This window comes from Paenibacillus melissococcoides, from assembly GCA_944800085.1.
Taxonomy (GTDB): domain Bacteria; phylum Bacillota; class Bacilli; order Paenibacillales; family Paenibacillaceae; genus Paenibacillus_B; species Paenibacillus_B melissococcoides.
Genome location: CALYLO010000002.1, coordinates 625672 through 641008 on the forward strand (window position 1 = coordinate 625672; position 15337 = coordinate 641008).

Annotated in this window: 14 protein-coding genes; 12 read left to right on the forward strand and 2 right to left on the reverse strand. The window is 57.8% G+C overall.

The window, feature by feature from the left end:
* Positions 1 to 87: 87 nt before the first annotated feature.
* Positions 88 to 1704: an MDR family MFS transporter gene (locus OCY70_RS11025; RefSeq protein ID WP_213427403.1), complete on the reverse strand. Its 1617-nt coding sequence runs from the start codon at positions 1702 to 1704 to the stop codon at positions 88 to 90.
* A gap of 184 nt (positions 1705 to 1888) precedes the next feature.
* On the opposite strand from OCY70_RS11025, the gene OCY70_RS11030 reads away from it, so the two are divergent.
* From OCY70_RS11030 to OCY70_RS11065, 8 genes are all read left to right on the forward strand, one after another.
* The gene (locus OCY70_RS11030; RefSeq protein WP_261944848.1) at positions 1889 to 2683 is read left to right on the forward strand and encodes an energy-coupling factor transporter transmembrane component T family protein; all 795 of its coding nucleotides are present in this window, start codon (positions 1889 to 1891) and stop codon (positions 2681 to 2683) included.
* A gap of 172 nt (positions 2684 to 2855) precedes the next feature.
* The gene (locus OCY70_RS11035; RefSeq protein ID WP_261944849.1) at positions 2856 to 3458 is read left to right on the forward strand and encodes an ECF transporter S component; all 603 of its coding nucleotides are present in this window, start codon (positions 2856 to 2858) and stop codon (positions 3456 to 3458) included.
* A 12-nt stretch (positions 3459 to 3470) separates the two neighbouring features.
* Complete coding sequence (locus tag OCY70_RS11040; RefSeq protein WP_213427400.1) at positions 3471 to 5075, forward strand: ABC transporter ATP-binding protein; 1605 nt, start codon at positions 3471 to 3473, stop codon at positions 5073 to 5075.
* A 128-nt stretch (positions 5076 to 5203) separates the two neighbouring features.
* The gene (locus OCY70_RS11045) at positions 5204 to 6706 is read left to right on the forward strand and encodes an MDR family MFS transporter (protein ID WP_213427399.1); all 1503 of its coding nucleotides are present in this window, start codon (positions 5204 to 5206) and stop codon (positions 6704 to 6706) included.
* A gap of 554 nt (positions 6707 to 7260) precedes the next feature.
* Entirely contained in the window at positions 7261 to 8277 is a 1017-nt protein-coding gene (gene ltrA, locus OCY70_RS11050) for a group II intron reverse transcriptase/maturase (protein WP_261944850.1), read from the forward strand.
* A 5-nt stretch (positions 8278 to 8282) separates the two neighbouring features.
* Positions 8283 to 8561, forward strand: coding sequence for a group II intron maturase-specific domain-containing protein (locus OCY70_RS11055; protein ID WP_261948752.1), 279 nt, complete (start codon positions 8283 to 8285; stop codon positions 8559 to 8561).
* A gap of 348 nt (positions 8562 to 8909) precedes the next feature.
* Positions 8910 to 9386, forward strand: coding sequence for a hypothetical protein (locus OCY70_RS11060; RefSeq protein WP_213429893.1), 477 nt, complete (start codon positions 8910 to 8912; stop codon positions 9384 to 9386).
* Between the two features lie 431 nt (positions 9387 to 9817).
* Complete coding sequence (locus OCY70_RS11065) at positions 9818 to 12568, forward strand: putative bifunctional diguanylate cyclase/phosphodiesterase (RefSeq protein WP_261944851.1); 2751 nt, start codon at positions 9818 to 9820, stop codon at positions 12566 to 12568.
* A 58-nt stretch (positions 12569 to 12626) separates the two neighbouring features.
* Here OCY70_RS11065 and OCY70_RS11070 read toward each other — a convergent pair whose 3' ends face one another.
* Positions 12627 to 13100, reverse strand: a complete 474-nt coding sequence (locus tag OCY70_RS11070; RefSeq protein WP_213429895.1) for a MarR family winged helix-turn-helix transcriptional regulator — start codon at positions 13098 to 13100, stop codon at positions 12627 to 12629.
* A 184-nt stretch (positions 13101 to 13284) separates the two neighbouring features.
* On the opposite strand from OCY70_RS11070, the gene OCY70_RS11075 reads away from it, so the two are divergent.
* From OCY70_RS11075 to OCY70_RS11090, 4 genes are all read left to right on the forward strand, one after another.
* Positions 13285 to 13668: an alcohol dehydrogenase catalytic domain-containing protein gene (locus OCY70_RS11075; RefSeq protein WP_261944852.1), complete on the forward strand. Its 384-nt coding sequence runs from the start codon at positions 13285 to 13287 to the stop codon at positions 13666 to 13668.
* Complete coding sequence (locus OCY70_RS11080; protein WP_261944877.1) at positions 13608 to 14273, forward strand: zinc-binding dehydrogenase; 666 nt, start codon at positions 13608 to 13610, stop codon at positions 14271 to 14273. Before OCY70_RS11075 ends, OCY70_RS11080 begins: the two co-directional genes overlap by 61 nt.
* Positions 14274 to 14310: 37 nt before the next feature.
* Positions 14311 to 14664 carry an ATP-binding cassette domain-containing protein gene (locus OCY70_RS11085; protein WP_306433963.1) on the forward strand — a complete coding sequence of 118 codons (354 nt, stop codon included), beginning with the start codon at positions 14311 to 14313 and terminating at the stop codon, positions 14662 to 14664.
* 94 nt (positions 14665 to 14758) lie between these two features.
* Complete coding sequence (locus tag OCY70_RS11090) at positions 14759 to 15235, forward strand: ABC transporter permease (RefSeq protein ID WP_249725444.1); 477 nt, start codon at positions 14759 to 14761, stop codon at positions 15233 to 15235.
* The last annotated feature ends 102 nt before the right edge of the window (positions 15236 to 15337 follow it).

Sequence of the window (15337 nt, forward strand, 5' to 3'; positions counted from 1 at the left end):
GGGCGGGGTTATCGTATAGTTCAATCACTTTATAGTGAATGATACGGATATTATAGAAAATGAGATATGGCTTGCAGCTTGTTGTCTTTAGGCGGGCTGGGCGGAATTCCGGTCCGACCCTTCCTGGGCGGGGTCCGGATGGCGTCTTCGGCCCGGGTCGTCGCGGGAGATGCGGCCGTTGCCGATGAGCAAAGAAATAACGATGCCGGCGACGATGAACCCGAGTTCCGTCAAGAAGACGGACGAAAAGGAAGCCGACCACGCTTCCTTCAGCGTGTCGAGCACGGCGACTTTGGCTTCCCCTTCAAGCGGCAGCATTGCCGGATTGATCAGAAGCTGATAGAGCGCGTTCGAATCCGTCCCGATCCTGTCGAGGACGGCCTTCGTTACCGGATCGGCAGTCTGCATGGCCGCGGTGATGTTCCTTGCGATGTCGGCGTTCATAATGACGTTGAACAGCGTCGTGCCGATGGTGCTGCCGATGGAACGAAAGAAGGTCGTCGCCGAGGTGACGGTTCCCAGCTTCTCGCGGGGGAACGCGTTTTGGACGACGATGGTAATAAGCGGCATGACCAGACCCATGCCGAAGCCGAGCACCATCATGAAGCCGTAGGCCGTAAATGGAGACGTACGGATACCCATCGTGGACATGAGCGAGAAGCCCAGGGCGCTGATTACCATTCCAGTAGCCATCACGGTGCGGTAGGGGAGCTTGAGCACAAGCCGGCCGCCGAGCACGCTGGCGATGATGAGCGCGATCATCATCGGTGTCATGGTGGAGCCCGCCTGGGTCGGCGTTACTCCGAGGACGCCTTGCATGAACATCGGCACGAACATGATGGCGCCGAACATCCCGAGTCCGACCAGGAAGCCGAGTCCGACGGCGACATTGAAGACGCGGCTGCGAAATAGCGACATGTCGATAATCGGATCGGCCGCACGGTGCTCGATCGGAATGAACACGAGGAACAACGCCAGGGCCACGCCGAAAATAAACAGGCTGTAAGAGGATGTCCAGGCATACTTCGCATGATCGAGCGACAGGCCGTACAGCAGCAGCACGATACCCGGAATGAGCGTGAAAATGCCGAGCCAGTCGATGTGTACCTTTTTGTTCTTGCCGCGCGGGCTGCCCATCGATTTCATCCCGATGAAAATGAGCGCGGTCGAGACCAGGCCGAAGGGGACGTTGATGAGAAAAATCCAGTGCCAGCTAATATGATCGACGATCAAGCCCCCGAGAAAAGGGCCGACGATGGAACTCAGCCCGAAGATGGCCCCGAACACGCCCTGCCACTTCGCCCGCTGGGCCGGGGTGAACAGCATCCCGATAATCGTCTGGGACATCGGCATAAGCAGCCCGCCCCCGATCCCCTGGATGGCGCGGTAGCCAATCAACTGCCCCATGTTGACCGCGGTGGCGCACAGAAATGAACCGATGACGAAAATGATCCATCCGGTCAAATAAATAAACCGGCTTCCGAACAGATCCGCCAGCTTGCCGGAGAGCGGGATGACGGTGGTCGAACAGATCATGTACGCGGTCGTCACCCAGGCGAAGATGGCAAACCCGCTTAATTCCTTGATAATGGTCGGCATGGCCGTACCTACGACGGTCTGTTCGAGCGAGCTGAAAAACATCCCCATAATAAGACCGATGAGAACCATGTTGCGCCGAGATTTCGCTATATCTTCCACCGCCATCACTGGCCTCCTTTCCGTACGCTGCGGCGTCTTCGAAGCGGGCTTCGCCGCGCTTGCTCCGTCTTTACTTTCTTCAGGTTAAGCGGTATGATGCTAATTGAATTTTTCGGTGTACCGGCAAGAAAAGCGCAAGCTCTTCCCGATCTGTATTAAGTTGGTTTGCGCCGTACGATTTTATGCGTCCATGGCGGTTCGGAAGCGGGAAGCTTGTCCCGGCGGGCGCTTGCAAGATAAGGGGGGAAGACTCATGAGCTGGCTGCACCGCATCGACCCCTTGACGAAGGGGGTCTGGCTGCTTAGCACCGGACTGGCTGTCATGATCAGCATGAAGGTGGAGTGGCAGGCCGGCTGGTTCCTTGCTGTCCTGCTGATCGCGCTGACCGGAAGCGGGTGGACGGCACAGCGCTGGAAGCTGGTGAGCTTATGGATCGGCGGATTCGCCCTTCCGCTTCTGCTGTTCCAGTGGCTGGTCCTGCCTGGCGACACGCCGTGGCTAACGGCGGGGGGGCTGACCTTGACGCGGGAAGCCGGCCTCCAGTCAGCCGCGCTGACGCTCAGGGCGATGACGTTGTTCCTGTCATCGCTCGTCTATGCGGGGACGACGGCGCCGCGCGATGTCGTCCTCGCTATGTCGCGCTACTTGCGGCTGCCGGACCGCTTCGCGTACGCGGCGGCAATCGCGCTGCGCTTCGTGCCGATTTTGCTGGCCGAGACGGCCCGCATCCGGCACGCCGAGCGCCTGCGCCGCCTCGTTCCGCCGCATAGCGCGGCGGAACGGCTTGAACGGCTGCAGCGCGTCCTTGCCGGCGCGGCTGCCCATACGCTCCGCCGGGTGCAGGACGTCGCGACGGCGATGGAGGCGAAGCGGTTCGGCGCCGCCCCGCGCACGTATCGGCGCCGGCTCGTGTTCGCGGCGCCGGGTATCGGACTGGCCGTGGCCTCGGCGCTCGGAGCCGCCGCCACCTGGTGGTGCGGCTAAGCGTCCGGAGTCCTTGCCTTGCCGGCCACGGGCATCACGGTCCGGGCGCAGGCGGGCTCCGCTTTTTTACTTGCATTTCCAGCGCATGGCTTGTAACGTGTATAGAGGAAAAGGGATGCCGTATCATCCATCCTTCCGCATAAGGGAGAACATAAGGGAGAGATAACCACAGATGACATCATCCAATACGCGAATATGGCGTTCGCTGACCTTGAGCGAATGGGTGCTCATGGCGCTGCTGGCCGCGGCGAACGGGGTGCTGACGAGCGGCTTGTCCTGGTTGAACAAGCTGCTGCACTCGTTGGGCGGACCGATGCTGACATCATCCATCGTAGGGTTATATATGATTTACGGCCTGCTGGCCGCCTACATTATTCGCAAGCCGGGCGCGGCGATGCTGACCTATGCGCTCGGCGCCGTCGTGCAGATTCTGGTCGGCACCGCCTACGGCGCCTGGTCGGCGATTGCGGCCGCGCTATGCTACGGCATCGTCATCGAGCCGTTGCTGTATCTGTTCCGTTACCGGCGCTACGACTGGGGGGCCATGCTCTTTATCGGCTTGGCGGCGGTCCCGCTCTGGTTCGTCGTCTCGGCTTTCATGTTCGGCTACATTTATTATGAGACGTGGGTATTGATAGCGACGCTTGTGATTCGCTGTCTCAGCGGTCTTCTGCTCTGCGGCGCCTTGACGAAGCTGATTGGCGACCGGCTGGCGCCCGCGCGGGCGGTCAGCCCGTTCGCTCTGGGGAAGGCCTGCCGCGAGCGGCGGGGATAGGGGGCTTCGACGATGGGATTTCTGCGTGAAGAGGTCATGCGCATCGAGCGCGTGACCTTTACCTATTTGGGCGCGGACGAGCCGGCTCTCCGCGATTGCAGCTTCACGCTGCGCCGGGGAGATATCGTCTATATCGCCGGAGCGAACGGCAGCGGCAAGACGACGCTGTGCAAGCTGCTGGCCGGCGTAATGCAGCCCCATGAAGGCACCCTGCAAGGGAAGGCGGCGCCGCCGGAGGGCCCGCCGCCCGTATTGGCCGGCTTGGCCTTGCAGGATGCCGATTCTCAGCTCATCCTCGGCACGGTGGAGGACGAGCTGGCCTTCGCCCCGGAAAATATGGGGCTGCCTGCGGATGAAGTGATGCGCCGGGTGGAGGAGCAGCTTGATGCGTTCGGGCTTGAATCGCTGCGGGAGGCGCCGATCACGGATCTGTCAGGGGGGGAGAAGCAGCGGACGGCTATCGCTGCGGTGATGGCGATGGAGCCGGAGCTGCTCATCCTGGACCAGGCCTGGAGCCATCTGGATTCGGCTTCGCGGGAGCGTCTCCTGCAGACGCTTCGCGCAGGCCGGCAGGCCGGGAGAACGACGGTGCTGGCTGGCGCCCGGCTGGAGGATTGGATCGGGCAGTTGCCCGCTGTGCGGCTGCTTCTGCTCGAGGAAGGCCGCATTATCTATGATGGCAGCCTCCACGAAGCGGAAGCGGCGGCCGCCCTGGACAAGCTGAGGACGTCCACCGCGGTACTGCCGTCCTCGCCGCCAATCGCCGTACCGGATGAGACGACAGCCGCAGTCACCGCATACAGGAAAGGACGGCTGCCTGGTAAGCATCCAGAGGACGCCCCCGTACTGGAAGTGAAGGACCTGTCGTTCCGGTACGGGAAAAGGCGAAAGGATAACGCCGGCTCGAACGGCCGGGAACGGGCGCTAGACGAGGTCTCGTTCGAGCTGTATCCGGGCCGATGCATGCTTCTTCGCGGACCGAACGGAGCAGGCAAATCAACCTTGTTCAAGCTGCTGACGAAGGGCATCCCGCGGCAAGCGGGACGGATGTCCGGAGAGATTCGGCTGGCCGGACAACCGCTGCCGCGCTTCTCCGTCTATGAATTGGGCCGCTTGATCGGGTATGTGCCCCAGCAGCCGGAAGCCGGACTGTTCGCCGGTACGGTGGAAGAGGAAGTGCTTGACGCGGCGGCCATGGCTTGGCGGAGCACCCGCTTGAACGCTCCGGTCCCGCCGGGGCAGGCCAAGCGGGAGGACGCGGTTGCGGCGATGGCAGAGGAGCTGCTTCGCGCCACGGGCCTGTCCCGTTACCGCCGCCGTCATCCTCATGATCTGCCTGCCGGGGCGATCCGGCTGCTCTGCGTCGCGCTGGCCGGCCTGCACCGGCCCGCCGTGCTGCTGCTCGATGAGCCGACAGCGGGTCTCGATGCCCGGAGCGCCGCGCTGATACGCGACTGGTGCCTTGCGCAGACCGGGCGGGGCTGCGGCTTAATGGTTATCACCCATGATGACATTTGGGATGAGGGCGCTCATTCGCAGTTGGTCACGGCCTATATGGAAGCGGGATGCTGGTATGGCGCGGACGGGCGGCGGAGCGCAGGGCCGGAACAACATTAGGGATCCGAGCGGTTCGCAGCCCGGACAAGGGCATGATAAGATAGCCTATAGCGGCAGCATGCGTTACAAGATACAGCACCAATTTGAATGGAAGCGGAGAGCAAGCGAGAGAGAAGGGGAATGAAGCAATGGGAAGCACTGCAACGATGCAGGCCGGGCGCGAACGGAAGCTCGTGACGCTGGCCCTGCTATTATCTACATTTTTGGCGGCGATTGAGGTTACGGTCGTCAGCACCGCGATGCCGCAGATCGTCTCCGATCTGGGCGGACTCAAGCTGATCAGCTGGGTCTATTCCGCCTACTTGCTGACGACGGCCATCTCGACACCCTTGTTCGGCAAGCTGGCCGATCTGTTCGGCCGCAAAAAGATCTTTATTTTCGGCTCTATTTTATTCGTCGGCGGCTCCATGCTGTGCGGCCTATCTTCCAATATGACGCAAATGATCGTGTTCCGGGCCATCCAAGGGATTGGGGCTGGCGCGGTCATGCCCGCCACCTTCACCATCGTGGCGGACATCTTCACCCTGGAGGAACGCGCCAAAATCCAGGGGCTGTTCAGCTCCATCTGGGGCATAGCCGGCCTGGTCGGCCCGTTGGTCGGCGGATTTTTTGTCGATTCGCTCTCCTGGCACTGGATCTTTTTCTTCAACGTCCCATTCGGTATAATCTCGGTATGGATGATCGCCAAGCTGTTCCATGAGAAGGTGGAGAAGAAGGACAAGCCGATCGATTACGCCGGAGCGGCGACCTTCTCGATTGGGATGACGGCCTTATTGTTCGCCATCATTACCGGCGGGCAGAATATTGCATGGACATCCCCCTGGATGTTCGCGCTGCTCGGCTTGGCGGCGGTGTTCCTCATCTGGTTCTACCGTATCGAAAAAACGGCGCAGGAACCAATGGTTCCGTTCCAACTGTTCCGCATTAAGGACATCGCCATCTCCAATCTCGTCGGCTTCCTCGTGAGCAGCGTGCTGATTGGCATCAATTCGTACATGCCGCTCTGGATTCAGGGAGTCATGGGTCATAGCGCCACCAGCTCCGGCATGGCGCTGACGCCGATGTCTATCGGCTGGCTTATCGGCTCGATTATCGGAGGCCGAATGCTGATCAAGAGCGGGCCGCGGCTGACCTCTTCCCTCGGCATGACGCTGATTGCCGCCGGATCGATATGGCTGGCCGCCATTACGGGCGCCACGTCGATGTGGGTCATCGTCGCGCTGATGACGGTGTCCGGACTCGGCTTCGGTTTTTCGATTACCGTATTCACGATTATCGTCCAATCGTCGGTCGAATGGAATATGCGCGGCGCTTCCACGGCGCTGAATACGTTCGTGCGGACGCTCGGACAGACCATCGGCATCGCGGCGCTCGGCACCTTCCTGAATGAACGCATCGCGTCCATGGTCAGACAAGCCGGTCCGGACGTCGCTTCGCGCATTTCGGACGATGATCTGAACAAGCTGTTGAACCCGGAGAGCGCCAGCCAACTGGCGCCGGATATCATGAACAGCCTGCGCACGTTTCTGGAGACCGGGCTCGAAAATGTGTTCCTCGTGATGGCGGCTGTTGCCGTCATCTGCCTCGGGTGCACATTGCTGATGCCGAAGGGCAAGCTCAACAGCAAATAGAATACATTAGACCGTCCCTTAGGGGGCGGTTTTTTGTGTCCGCGCGCCTAGCCAAGCTAGGCACAACTAGCCGGTGTGAGTCCGGTCGAGGTAAGAGCCAAGTCGCCTCGTAGCTGACAGGCAACTGGTGGAGAGACCCTAAGGTTGAAGCCCTGTGACAAAGTAACTCTCAAGAGAGTGCGAGCAAATCAGCAGGCCGTAACATGAAGTGAATCCTGCCGCATCGTCAAAAAGAACCTGCAAAGGACAAGAGAGAGCCGAGCCTCGGAACATTGGGCGAAGGCCATGGAACGCGTGAAGCTCTTGGAAACGCAGCGCGGAAGAACTCTCCGGTGTATGGGGAACGGCATGTTGAGAAAGTTGTGTCTGGAACTGGGGAAACCCTACCTCGCACGGCAACGCCGTAAAGAGCGACCCTATAAGCCCGAAAGGTGAAGTGGCGAGCTGCGAGAAGGGTGGCGGAGGGGGTTGTAGTACCCGTGAAGCAAGGACAACACAACCTTGTGGAGGAAAGAGCCCCTGCTTTGTTCACGTACTGGAGGAGGTAAGAGTCAGTGAATGCCCAAAAGGCTAACTACGCCAAAGTAAAAGCTCAACAACTCCAAAACGTACTATATCTAGCGGCCAAGGAAAATCCGAGGCGGCGATTTCATGCGCTGTACGACAAGGTACACCGCGGCGACATTCTTTGGGAAGCATGGAAACGGGTCAAGGCGAAGGGCGGAAGCGGTGGAGTAGATGGCATAACCATCGACCACATCGTCAAAGAGTTCGGGGAAGAGCGATTTGTCGATGAAATCCAAGGTAAGCTGAGGAACGGAAAATACCATCCACAGCCTGCAAGACGGAAAGAGATACCCAAACCGGACGGCAAGATGCGCCCGCTTGGTATCCCTGTCATCCGAGATAGGGTCGTTCAAATGGCGACCAAGATGGTTATAGAACCGGTCTTCGAAGCGGATTTCAAGGATTGCTCCTACGGATTCCGGCCCAAGCGAAGCCAGCATGATGCAATCCGGCATATCCGCCGAGCAGTAAAGAAAGGCGTATACTGGGTCGTCGACATCGATATCACCGGATATTTTGACAATATCCCGCACGAGAAACTGATGCGACTGGTGGAACAGAGAATTAGTGATCGACGAGTGTTACAACTCATCCGCAAGTGGCTCAAGGCAGGATTCGTGAAAGATGATCAGTTTCATGAAACCGACCTCGGGAGCCCGCAAGGCGGAGTCATAAGTCCGCTCTTGGCAAATATCTACTTGAACTATCTGGATACCATCTGGGAGAAGAAGTTTGCGGAAGCAGGAACACTGGTGCGTTATGCCGATGATCTGGTCATCCTGTGCAAAACCAAAGAACAAGCTCTGAGGGCGATTGATGTCCTCAAAGCGGTATTTGGAAAGCTGGAACTTGAAATGAACAAGACGAAGTCCAAACTTGTTAACCTCTGGGGAGACAAAGAAGGCTTCGACTTTCTGGGGATGCATCACCGGAAAATACCGAGGATGATGAAAAGGAACAAGGAAGTTCATGTTCTTCGCAGTTACCCGTCAAGAAGGCGATGAAGAACATGAAGCAAAAGGTAAAGGAAGCAACAGAACCGCGCAATCGTCTATTCTGGACGATGAACCGGATGGTAGATGAACTCAACCCGAAGATACAGGGATGGAGGAACTACTATGGTATAGACTCCTTTGCTGACCAGTACCTGAACAAAATCGATTGGTACATCCGTAAGCGTCTCACCCTGTTCTGGAACAAGAAACGTAGCCGTCGTAACAAACACAGCAATTCCCGGCAAGCAGCCATTGCTGCACAACTTGCGGGATTAAAGAAACTCGCCAGCTAAGGGAAGTACCGTAATGCCGGAGGAAGAAGAGCATCGGAAAGCCGTATGAGGGAAAACCTCACGTACGGTTTGATGAAGGGGGAACTGAAAAAGTAAAGAAGAGGGTTTTCGCCCTCCAATGAAATTTCAGTTCTCTACTCTACAAAAGGCGGTGTTTTGGGTGAAGGTCTAGCCCAAATACTGGGCCTGGGTCAAATCATATACTGGCCTGGCGGACATTACTTGGAAGAATATTACTCATTATAATGGGACCTGAGGAGGTAGTTGGTGTGTAAACAAATAGTCGGCTAAATTAATGCAACGTATACATACCTGGCCGATCAAAACATTGGACAAGGAGAATGGCAAGTGAAAAAGGCTAGTCTTATTGTTTTCACCGCAATCGTTTTTCTCATGTCAGTGGTACCCGTTTTTGCAAAGGAAACGAAGGAAACCGCTAATCAAGAGCTTAGGAACGTTCAGGCGTTTGCCAAGCTGTATGGGTATGTAAGGTTTTTTCACCCAAGTGATGAGAACACGCAAATCGACTGGAATCGTTTTGCCATTTATGGGGTGGGCAAAGTAAGGGCTGCAAAAACAACGGATGAATTAACAACAACATTACAGGAGCTTTTTTACCCGATTGCCCCGACGATGAACCTTACCAAGCAAGGCAATGCAACTCGGCTCAGCCCGCGATGGAACTCTGGATTTGACTCCTATTCTCAAAGCGGCGATATGTTAACTCCACGCCGTTATGTTCGAAAATATGGCGCCGCTTGCAACCGGTGGAAGATGGATGAAGCAGTGAAATGCTGCGTGGATGCATCAATTTTTGCTCATTAAGCCGCTACTTGATTAAATTCCTGCAAAAGTACATTATTTTCATCGATTTTTGTCTATTATTGATTGAATAGTCAGAAATTGATGCTGTTTTGCAGGATTCCCTGTAACGGAGTACACGTCATAAAGGAAAAGTGTAGTTTTGCAGTTTTTCGGCGAGTCGAGCTTTAAGAATCAGGGGGGCTGTCTCACTGTAGTAAAACTACTTATGGGATAGCCTCTGATTTTTGCTGCAGGGTCTGCTTACAAACTCGCTCGCATCCTAAACATCGGATACAACTATTGTGAGCCAACTATAACCAGAAGAAGGGCGTATTCCACTGCCCCCTGCGTGCGGGGCGGTTTTTTTATGCATAAAGTAGGAAAATATGGATTTGTGTCGAATGGTTATAGGGGAAATGTCGAACTACCTTCAGCCAAAGGAGTCGTCCTCTATGCCGTATACCTCGGTACTGCCGAACTCAAGCCGTACGGGGCTTGCTTACATCTCGCTTATACTGCTGGGGGTCATCGGCTCCCAAATCGAAATCAAGTTCCCGTTCGGTGTGGAATTTGCACTGAGCGGGGCTTTCTTCCTTGTGGCTTTGGTCTTATTCGGTGCCGTCCGAACGATGGCGTTCGCCGGCCTGGCCGCACTGATCCTCTATTTCGCCGGATATTCTGTCGATATGCTGGCGTTCATCGGACTGGAGCTTGCCGTCGTGGGCTTCCTCTGTCGCCGGAGACGGCGGCTGTTGTTCTGGGACAGCTTGTTCTGGCTTGCGGTCGGAGCTCCGGCATTCGTGCTGCTGTTCTTGGCGCGAACCGGCGTGTTCGGGACAGAGGCCATGCTCCAATATTTGATGTTCGCTGTGAATGGCATCGCCAACGCGCTTCTCGCCGATATGCTGCTTGCTTATGTGCCATGGCAGCGGCTCCTCGCCCGCAGGGCGGATCGGCCGATTTCTCTCCATCGCGTTATCGTTCATCTGGCGCTGTGCGCTGTCTTGCTCTCCTTCCTCGCGCAGATGAGGCTAGGCAGCGCGGGCGTATTAACGGAAGTCGAGCGCGAGGCGTATGCCCATTTGGAGGAGCAGTCGATCCGGGCCGAGGAAGCGCTTCGGGAGGTGGAAGGAGCGAACCGGAGGCACCCGTGGAGCGTTCCGGACGTATGGGCAAACGTATCGCTGGCGGAGAATCTGCTGAAGGAGGAATCGCTGGAGGGCGTGCTCAAGTTCGCGTTGTCGGACGAGCGCGGCAATATGTTCGCGTGGAGCGACCGGATGTGGGCGGAGTCCCGGCAGCAGTTGTTCGCAGAAGCGGGAGTGGTCCGAACCGACCTTCCGCTGCCCAAAACGTTAACGTCCGGAGATGGAGTGGAGCGGAGCCGGGTGGCCGGCTTCTACCGCGTGCTGCCGGGGGCGAAGCAGTACCCTTACGGAACCTGCCGCTGGAGAGACGGCTACTATGTGCTGGAACGCTATGGCGAGGCCGGAAGGGCGGGGGCGGTTACCGCCTTTCTCCCGAATGATACGTTCCTGCCGACGATCTTCCATTTTTATGTCCGGGAGTTGGCCCTGATGCTGGCCGTATGGGGCATTGTATCGGGGATCGCGGTTACCGCCAGCCGTTCTCTCGTTCGTTCCCTTGACGGGTTGAACCGGATGACGAGCGTTGATCCGGCGGGAACGGATTGGGAGAGGCAGGCATGGCCGCATAGCCGCGTCAGAGAGATTCGCTCCCTGATGCTGAATTTCCGCGCTATGGCCGAGAGGGTTGCCGCGCAGTTCCGCGAGCTTCACCGCATGAACGAGCATCTCGTGCAGCAGACGAAGCTGCTGGAAAAATCGGAAGAGCACTTGCAGCGGCTAGCCTATTACGATCCGCTCACCAAGCTGCCGAACCGCCATTATTTTACGATAGAGATGGATAAGGCGCTGGAGCGGGCCGAGGTGGACGCCGCGCCTCTGGCGCTGCTGTTCATCGATCTCGACCGCTTCAAACACATTAACGATTCGCTCGGCCACAAGGTCGGCGACATGCTGCTCGTTCGAGCCGGACAGCGCCTGCTCCATTGCCTGTCGAAGCCGGAAGGAGCGCATCTGTGCGCCAGGCTGGGCGGCGATGAATTCGTCATTTTGCTGGAAAAGGGAACGCGCGAGGAGGCCAAAAAATTGGCGCAGCGCATCCTCCAGCATTTCCGCGAGCGCTTCTGCATTCAAGCGCATGAACTGTTCGTCTCGGCATCGATCGGGATCGCGCTCTATCCCGATGACGGGAATACGCTGACCGCCCTGTTCAAGCAGGCCGACACGGCGATGTATGCGGCGAAGGAGCGGGGCGGGCAGTCCTACATGTTCTTCGATCAGATTCATCCGGATCTGGCTTCCGGCCGCATGCTGCTGGAAAGCTTGCTGTATAGGGCGATGGAGCGGGACGAGCTGACGCTTCATTACCAGCCGATTGTCGATCGGGCAGGGAAAGTCGTCGCCGCCGAGGTGCTGCTGCGTTGGCTGCACCCGCAGCAAGGCTATATATCGCCTTCGCAGTTCATTCCGGTCGCGGAAGAAACCGGTTTAGTCATTCCGATTGGCGAATGGGTGCTGCGCAGCGCATGCATGCAGCATCGCCAATGGAGGGAGCAGGGCATGCCGCCGCTTCGCCTTTCGGTGAACGTGTCGCTGAGGCAGTTTTTGAATCAGGATTTCGTGGCGATGGTGGAGCGTATCGTGCAGGAGACCCGGTTCGAACCGGAGCAATTGGTGCTTGAGATTACGGAAGGTTATGTTCACAAGCATGTCGGACAAGCCAACCATGTCCTGCGGCAGCTGAATCGGCGCGGCATGAACATCGCCATCGACGACTTCGGGACCGGCTATTCCTCGCTGGAGCGGTTGAAGACATTGCCGGTGCATACGTTGAAGATCGATCGTTCCTTCGTCCGGCATCTGTCCGCGGATCCGGTCAACGCCTCGATTGTGCAGGCCGTCATCCAGCTCGGCCACAGCTTGAATCTCACCGTCATAGCGGAAGGGGTGGAGACGGCCGAGGAGTTCCATTACTTGGAGGCATTGGGCTGCAACCATTTCCAAGGCTATTATATCAGCCATCCGCTGCCTGCGGAGGAATTCGCGGCGCGCTTCCGTCAATTCTCCCACTATGCGGACGGGAGAGCCAGCGCGGAAGCGGCGGGAGGGGAGGCGTAATATACGGGGTAACAAGCAAAGAAACGGCATTCGCAACCGCGGCCGTTTCTTTCTCGTTTTACCCCTCTTTTTTTGTGACAAGGCTGAGCTTTTCCGCCTGGATGCCCAGCTTTTTGAGCAGATTGATCGCTTGCGCCTTCTCTTCCAAAGTCAGTCCGCTTAATGCCCGGCGCAGGGTCTGGGCCTGCTTCGGCAAAATATTCTGCATCTCTGCCCGGCCCTGTTCCGTCAATTCGGCGAAAATGACGCGCCGATCCTTGGAGCAAGGGTGGCGCTGCACCAGGCCGTTGCGCACGAGCTTGTCGATGACATAGGTTACGTTGCCGCTCTGCAGCAGCAGCTTCGCCCCGATTTGTTGTATCGGCTGTGGTCCTTTATGATAGAGCATTTCGAGTACGGCAAAGTCGGTCGGATTGTAGCCTTGTTTTTTGCAGCCTGCAGCGGCATGATCGGAGACGCTCTTGAAAGCTTTGGAGAATACGCGGAACAAATGCAGGGCTTCGTCGGTGTCGCGTTGCGCCCGTTCAGACATAGTCCTTTCCACCTCGCTTTACTGGTTACCTCTTCATCGTATAAGCTTAAGATGATGTCCAACATGTCATAGATCACACTTTCGGCTAAAAAGTGCAGAAAATTTTGAATATTAAATTTGATCGCGATCTTTCGGCTCCATTCGGTGAATAATGGAGAGGAGATACGCAAGGAGGCGGAAAAGAATGACCTATGCGAAAAACATGCTGGCTTGTCATGTGGAACCGGATCTTCAATTGACCTGGAAAGAGATGGAGGCGCCGCCCTGGGATGAGGGAGAATTGCTTGTCCGGGTGCATGCCACGGCGCTGAATCGGGCCGATCTGCTGCAGAAGCGCGGGAATTATCCGGTGCCGGAAGGAGCGTCTCCCGTCCTCGGCCTCGAAATGGCAGGGACGGTGGAGGCCGTAGGCCCGGGAGTGACAGGTTGGAAGGCGGGAGACCGGGTGCGGCGCTGCTTCCGGGAGGAGGCTATGCCCAGTATGCGGTCATCCCGGCCGATATGGCCATGCCCGTCCCGGCGGCTCTCACCTTGGAACAGGCGGCGGCGCTGCCGGAGGCTTATTTGACCGCCTATTTGAACCTGTTCCAACTCGGGAAGCTGGCAGCCGGGGAATCGGTGCTCATCCATGCCGGGGCAAGCGGCGTCGGGACGGCCGCGATTCAGCTCGCACGGGCTGCGGGGGCGAGAGTCGCCGCCACGGCCGGCACAGAGGAGAAATGCGAGCGGCTGAAGGCGTTGGGGGCCGAGCTCGTCTTGAACTATAAGACCGAGCCGTTGGCCGAGACGGTGCTGTCCTGGACGGAGGGCGCCGGCGTGAATGTCGTGCTGGATCCGGTATGCGCCACGTATTGGAACGATCATGTGCGCTGCATGGCGATGGACGGCAGGCTGGTCCTGATCGGAACGCTGGGCGGCTCGAAGGCGGAGGTGGACTTCATGTCCGTCATGCTGCGCCGCTTGCAAGTCATCGGGAGCACGCTGCGCGGCTTGCCTCCGAAGCGCAAGAGCGATCTGACGAAGGCGTTCTGGAGCTTCGCCGGAGAATGGCTGGAGCGGGGCGAGTGTCTGCCGGTCATCGATTCGGTATGGCGGCCCGAGCAAATAAATGAAGCGCATCAGCGGATGGAACGTAATGAAAATGTAGGAAAAATCGTTCTCTTGGTGCCTTAAGCCGCAAGAGAACGAACAAGCAGAAGAAGGTGTCGGCATGATTGTATTGGATACACGAATCGAAGAGGCGGGCTACGACAAAGGAGAGCCGACGATTCGCAATATATCCTTTCAAGTGAACGCAGGGGAGCTTGTCGGACTCATCGGGCCGAACGGGGCCGGCAAGAGCACGACCATCAAGTCCATCCTGGGCATTATGCGCGAGGTTAAGGGAGCCATTCGCATCGGGGACGGAACGGGGACGTACGCCTATGTGCCGGAGCAGCCCGTTCTGTATGATTCGATGACGCTGTGGGAGCATCTGGAGCTGGCTGCCGCCGCCCATGAGCTGCCGGAAGCCGAGTTCCGGGAGCGGGCGGAGGAGCTGCTGGGCATCTTTCAATTAACCTAGGTGAAGCATCATTTGCCGGCCAGCTACTCCAAAGGAATGCAGCAGAAGCTGATGTTGATTAGAGCGCGATGTCGAGCTGGAGAGCCAGGCACGGATGAGACTGACCGCGCTGCTGCTGTCGCAGAGCATGGACCGGCCTGTGCGGCGCAAGCGGAAGCGGGGCTTGCTCTTCCCGCGCTCGGGCTATTTCATGAAGCGGAAGAACGGCGGGCAGGTCATCGGATCTTTGGCCGTCAAGTCGCTGCTTCGCAGCCGCAATCATGTTATGTTTTATCTGCAGTTCGTGGGGGTTGGCTTGTCCGCAGTCGTTGCCTCCGTCATTTCCCTGTCAACCTTGTACTACTTAATCGTTCCTGTCTTGTGCGGCGTGCTAAGTTACTGGCTGAGCTTATATTGGAGGGAGTTCATTGAGGGAGACGTGCCTTCGATGTTCTCGTTCCGCTCGTCGCATCTGCAGCAAGCGGCGGCTCACATGGTCCAGGTGCTGGCGTCTGTTCCCGGATCCTCTGGGCACTGGCAGGCGGGCTGTTCATTGCGCCGCCGCTGCTGGCAGTCGGCATGGGGCTTGTAGGAGGACTGGCCGCCGGCGCGATTGGAACCGTCATCGTGCAGATCAAGGGCTGGAAGCAGAAGACGAAGGAAGAGAAGGAAGAGAAGGAGAGCCAATTCGGCG

What these genes read in the sequence shown, in the direction of transcription:
- OCY70_RS11025 (WP_213427403.1), bottom strand. Translation starts at nt 1,704, where the DNA reads ATGGCGGTGGAAGATATAGCGAAATCTCGGCGCAACATGGTTCTCATC.
- OCY70_RS11030 (WP_261944848.1), top strand. Translation starts at nt 1,889, where the DNA reads ATGGCGGTTCGGAAGCGGGAAGCTTGTCCCGGCGGGCGCTTGCAAGAT.
- OCY70_RS11035 (WP_261944849.1), top strand. Translation starts at nt 2,856, where the DNA reads ATGACATCATCCAATACGCGAATATGGCGTTCGCTGACCTTGAGCGAA.
- OCY70_RS11040 (WP_213427400.1), top strand. Translation starts at nt 3,471, where the DNA reads ATGGGATTTCTGCGTGAAGAGGTCATGCGCATCGAGCGCGTGACCTTT.
- OCY70_RS11045 (WP_213427399.1), top strand. Translation starts at nt 5,204, where the DNA reads ATGGGAAGCACTGCAACGATGCAGGCCGGGCGCGAACGGAAGCTCGTG.
- OCY70_RS11055 (WP_261948752.1), top strand. Translation starts at nt 8,283, where the DNA reads ATGAAGCAAAAGGTAAAGGAAGCAACAGAACCGCGCAATCGTCTATTC.
- OCY70_RS11065 (WP_261944851.1), top strand. Translation starts at nt 9,818, where the DNA reads ATGCCGTATACCTCGGTACTGCCGAACTCAAGCCGTACGGGGCTTGCT.
- OCY70_RS11070 (WP_213429895.1), bottom strand. Translation starts at nt 13,100, where the DNA reads ATGTCTGAACGGGCGCAACGCGACACCGACGAAGCCCTGCATTTGTTC.
- OCY70_RS11075 (WP_261944852.1), top strand. Translation starts at nt 13,285, where the DNA reads ATGACCTATGCGAAAAACATGCTGGCTTGTCATGTGGAACCGGATCTT.
- OCY70_RS11080 (WP_261944877.1), top strand. Translation starts at nt 13,608, where the DNA reads ATGCCCGTCCCGGCGGCTCTCACCTTGGAACAGGCGGCGGCGCTGCCG.
- OCY70_RS11085 (WP_306433963.1), top strand. Translation starts at nt 14,311, where the DNA reads ATGATTGTATTGGATACACGAATCGAAGAGGCGGGCTACGACAAAGGA.
- OCY70_RS11090 (WP_249725444.1), top strand. Translation starts at nt 14,759, where the DNA reads ATGAGACTGACCGCGCTGCTGCTGTCGCAGAGCATGGACCGGCCTGTG.